Source organism: uncultured Neisseria sp., from assembly GCF_951230505.1.
Classification (GTDB): Bacteria; Pseudomonadota; Gammaproteobacteria; order Burkholderiales; family Neisseriaceae; genus Neisseria.
In genome coordinates this window covers 1-4,152 of sequence record NZ_CATNVN010000160.1, presented here as the reverse complement: position 1 = coordinate 4,152, position 4,152 = coordinate 1, and the positions used below count along the sequence as shown (strand labels likewise).

General features: G+C 46.8%; 3 protein-coding genes. All 3 read left to right on the top strand.

Annotation, left to right across the window (positions count from 1 at the left end):
• Nucleotides 1–174 precede the first annotated feature (174 nt).
• Entirely contained in the window at nucleotides 175–1,143 is a 969-nt protein-coding gene (locus Q1M25_RS08605) for a tetratricopeptide repeat protein (protein WP_300483867.1), read from the top strand.
• Nucleotides 1,144–1,292: 149 nt separating this feature from the next.
• Nucleotides 1,293–1,778: a hypothetical protein gene (locus Q1M25_RS08600; RefSeq protein WP_300483866.1), complete on the top strand. Its 486-nt coding sequence runs from the start codon at nucleotides 1,293–1,295 to the stop codon at nucleotides 1,776–1,778.
• 228 nt (nucleotides 1,779–2,006) lie between these two features.
• The coding region (locus tag Q1M25_RS08595) for a DUF2339 domain-containing protein (protein ID WP_300483864.1) at nucleotides 2,007–4,152 on the top strand (2,146 nt) is incomplete at its 3' end.

Sequence of the window (4,152 nt, the reverse complement as noted above, 5' to 3'; positions counted from 1 at the left end):
CCCAAAACCTATCCAACATCGTCTGAAAACCTTTAAAGGTTTTCAGACGATGTTATATTCAGCATTACTAGATTTTAAGAATTTGATCTAATGACAACCACCATTTCGGTTGGTGTAATTAAAAAATAGTTATGGTATCGAAAATAAAAAAATAAATAAGACTGGGAATATAAGATGAAATTATTACTCGCTTGTTTTTTAATAGCTGTCGCAATTTTTCTTTTCTGGCTTATGAGACGGAGTACGGTTAAGGAGTATGCTTCTGTCCATACTCCTGATCCTATTCAAGCTATTACTCAGTTGGCAGAAAAAGGAAATGTCCAGGCTCAATATGAATTAGCTGGGTTATGTTGTAATAAAGAGCCTAAAGATTATCGAAAGGCAGTGCATTGGTATATGAAGGCGGCAGAGCAGGGGCATCTTGATGCGCAATGCCTTTTGATAATGGAGTATTCAAGGTTTTTGACCAATCGGGATTATGAGCAGTTGAAACAGTGGCTGCATGCAAAGGCAGAGAATGGAGATGGAAGAACTAAATTTTCTTTGGGAAAGCTGTATTTGGAGCTGTCAGATTATGAACAGGCATTGTATTGGTATCGTCTTGCCAGTAGCCAGGGATATGGCCCTGCTGATTGCCAAATAGGAACAATGTACGAGTATGGAATAGGTGTTCCTCAAGACTATAAACAGGCAGAAGAATGGTTTATTAAAGGTGGACCATATAGTGAGCCTCGATGGCACTTGTTCATGATGTATTCTCGCATGGCGAGTGAAGGGGATATAGAGGCTCAATACAAATTAGGCTTTCAGTATCGATACGGTGGAAGTGTAGATCGATGGGACTCTTCTTTTGGTATTGATTATAAGCAGGCACTGTCTTTATTTCGTAAATTGGCGGAACAAGGGCATGCCGATGCTCAGTTTCAATTGGCTCAGATGTACAATGATGGAGTAGGCGTCACGCAAAATGATGTGTTGGCGATTTATTGGTATCGTAAAGCGGCAGAGCAGGGAGTTGCATCGGCTCAGTTTCGTTTGGGTATTAAGTATAAACTTGGCCAAGGTTTTCAACAGGATGACACGCTGGCTCAAGAATGGTTTGAGAAGGCTTATAGCAACGGGTATCCTCGTGAAGAGTCTTAAGGTTCAATAAGTAGTTGCTCAATTAACCTGACAATAATATTAGGCCGTCTGAAAATCCCTAAATATTTTCAGACGGCCTTTTTGTATTTTTTCCATTTCCTATATTATTCATATTGATTTGAACACTCTTTCTTGAAAGGTCAAAAATAATGTCGCTCACTTTAAAATCTGTTCTGACCGCCGGTTTGCTCCTTCTTGGATTTCAAGCCGCTGCCCAAGATATTCCGCAAGCGTTTCAAGGCAAATGGGCAGGGCGTGCTGAAGGAAAGGTATCGCCCAAACATATAAGGGCTTTATGTGCCATGGGTTATGATGAAAACGCTGCTATAGATAATGTCTATGTGTCGGAAGATAGCGGCTTTTATATTGAAATAGGTAAAAAATCAATTGAATTAAAGGGTTGGGAATGGGGCGCGAAATATACGAAACTGAATTATCGAATTTATTCGCCCGATAAAATCGCAGGTACGGCACGCGTTCGGGAAGAGGAGCCGGAGCAGGGTACACAGATTTATAACGATAATTTTGAGTTTTCGTTAAACCGAGGCGTGCTGACGCAAAGATTCCGTGATTACTCGACTGACGGCTCAGGTAAAAAAGTTTGGCGGACGCGTACGCTGATGCGTTGCAAATAATATTCGGTAAATCATTGCTTATCTGTTGATGTATTCATGATACATAAAGGAAACATGCTTAAGGCCGTCTGAAAATCCTTAAACATTTTCAGACGGCCTTTTTTATGCCGATTCTTTATATTCTATTTGCCGTATGCTTCTGTTCTCGGCCTTTTGTCTCTTTTTTTCATGAATAATGTTGCCGGTGTTACAATCGGCATATTCTTATTGTTATCAAACAGGTGTTTCATGCAGTTTTTTGGCCTGCTTATTCCTATTATTGTCGGCTATTTTGCTGATGAGATGTTCACCGGCATCATTATTGGGGCGTTGTTTTGGCTGGTTGCTTGGTCGATTGCGAAACAACGCCAAGAAGAGCGTTTGGCTGAATCTGCTACGGCAGGTGACAGGATGCAAAAGCTGGAGCAGGAAATCGAGCTGCTGAAACAGCGTTTGTCGGTGTTGGAGCATGAGGCTGTCCGTGATGAGGCGAAAGTAGGGCAAGGGCTTGAGGCTCTGCCTGTTGCCGATGTTCAGACGGCCTCTGAGCCACTTCATGTTCGGGTTGAGCCTGAGGCGGAAGCTGCGCCTGTTAAGCAGAAGATTGAAGAGGCGTTTGCTCCTTCTTTTTCTATACCTATTGATCCTGTTTCTGCCAAGGCTTCTGCTTCGCCTGAGCCTGTTGTGGAATCGGAAGTTACTGAAGCGGTTGCTGCTGAACAAGAAGAGCAATCTAAAGAAGAGGCTGTTGTTGCTTCGATGCCGTCTGAAAGCGAAGAAGCGCCATCGCGTCAATTCGTTATCCATAAAGCTCAGTCGGAAGGCGGAGAGTACAAGTTTTCCGACAATCCGATTGTTGCTTGGTTCTTGCGCGGCAATCCGTTGTTGAAAACCGGTATTGTGGTGCTGTTCCTCGGCCTGGCGTTTTTGCTGCGCTATGCTTCCGAGCGGGTTCATGTGCCTGTCGAACTGCGTTATCTGACTGTGGCAGGCGCTGGTTTGGCGGCGGTGGTCGGCGGCTGGAAGCTGCAAAGCCGTAAGCGTGAATATGGCTTGGTGTTGCAGGGTTTCGGCGTGGCGGTGATGTATTTGACGGCGTTGGCGGCGTTGAAACTGCATCCGCTGTTGCCTATGTCGGTCGTGTTCGGGCTGATGGTGGCGATGGTTGTGCTGATGGCGTGGTTGGCGGTAAGGCAGAATGCGCAGATTATGGCGCAGGTTGCTTTAATCGGCGGTATGGCCGCGCCTTTGCTGACTTCAGACGGCAGCGGCAATTATTTGGTGCTGTTTTCTTATCTTGCCCTGCTCAATGGCGGTGTGGCCGCGATTGCGTGGTTTAAGGCATGGCGTCCGCTGAACCTGACGGGCTTTGCCGCTACTTTTGCCATTGCCGCGCTGTGGGGCATGCGAAGTTATACGCCGGAACATTTCGCCACTACCGAGCCTTTCCTGATTTACCACTGGCTGCTTTATACCTTTATCGCTTATCTGTTCGCACGCCGTAAGCTGACGGAAAACAGCGAAGACAGCGTTATGCCGATTGCCGACAATGTGACTTTGGAGGAGATTGGCAACAGTATTTATACACACGGCCTGCGCGTTCATGTCCTCGACCATACTTTATTGTTTGGCACGATGGCGGCGGCGTTCGGCCTGCAATACCGCATGGTGGAGCATTGGCCGTCTGCGGATGCGCTTTCCGCATTGGGTTTTGCTGCTGTATACGGATTGGCCGCGTTGCTGCTGAAACGTCAGCAGGGATTGTATATTTTGCGTCAGGCATTTTTTGCGTTGGCGGTGTTGTTCCTTACTATTGCTGTTCCGCTTTATTTTGAACCGAGCAATACGGTCATTTTGTGGAGTGCCGAATCCGCACTGGTTTATTTCTTCGGTTTGCGCCAACAGCGTCCGCATATCCGTTTGGGTGCGCTGATGGTTTATCTCTTGGCGGCACTGATTCAGTTGGGCAATTATCAGGGCTTCGGCACTGATACCGTTCTGGAAGGGCAGTGGTTCACGACGGTTGTGGTGTTGCTTGGCGGAGCGGCGATTTATTTGCTGTGGTATTTCTCGCGTCGCGAAGGTTCGGCGCAATGGGAAAAATCCGTTCAGACGGCCGTGTTGTCTGCCGCCTTGCTGTACATCTCTATTTTGCCTTTGCTCTTCTTGGCCGACCGCGGCAGCATTGTCGCGCTTTCCGCTTTGGCGGCGGCGTGGGCATTCTGTCGGCGCAAACACGAGCCGAATGTGTTTATCACTTTTACTTTGGGCAATGTATTGTTCGCCCTGTTGTTGCAAAGCAGCATCATTTATGAATCCAAAGGCTTCCTGACCCATCTGTACCTTATTGCCGCTACGCCTTTGCTGTTTGCGGCTGCCTACGCGCTGCAATATC

Bases quoted from the DNA above. Each gene is read 5' to 3' on its own strand.
- Q1M25_RS08605 (WP_300483867.1), top strand. From the start codon at position 175: ATGAAATTATTACTCGCTTGTTTTTTAATAGCTGTCGCAATTTTTCTT.
- Q1M25_RS08600 (WP_300483866.1), top strand. From the start codon at position 1,293: ATGTCGCTCACTTTAAAATCTGTTCTGACCGCCGGTTTGCTCCTTCTT.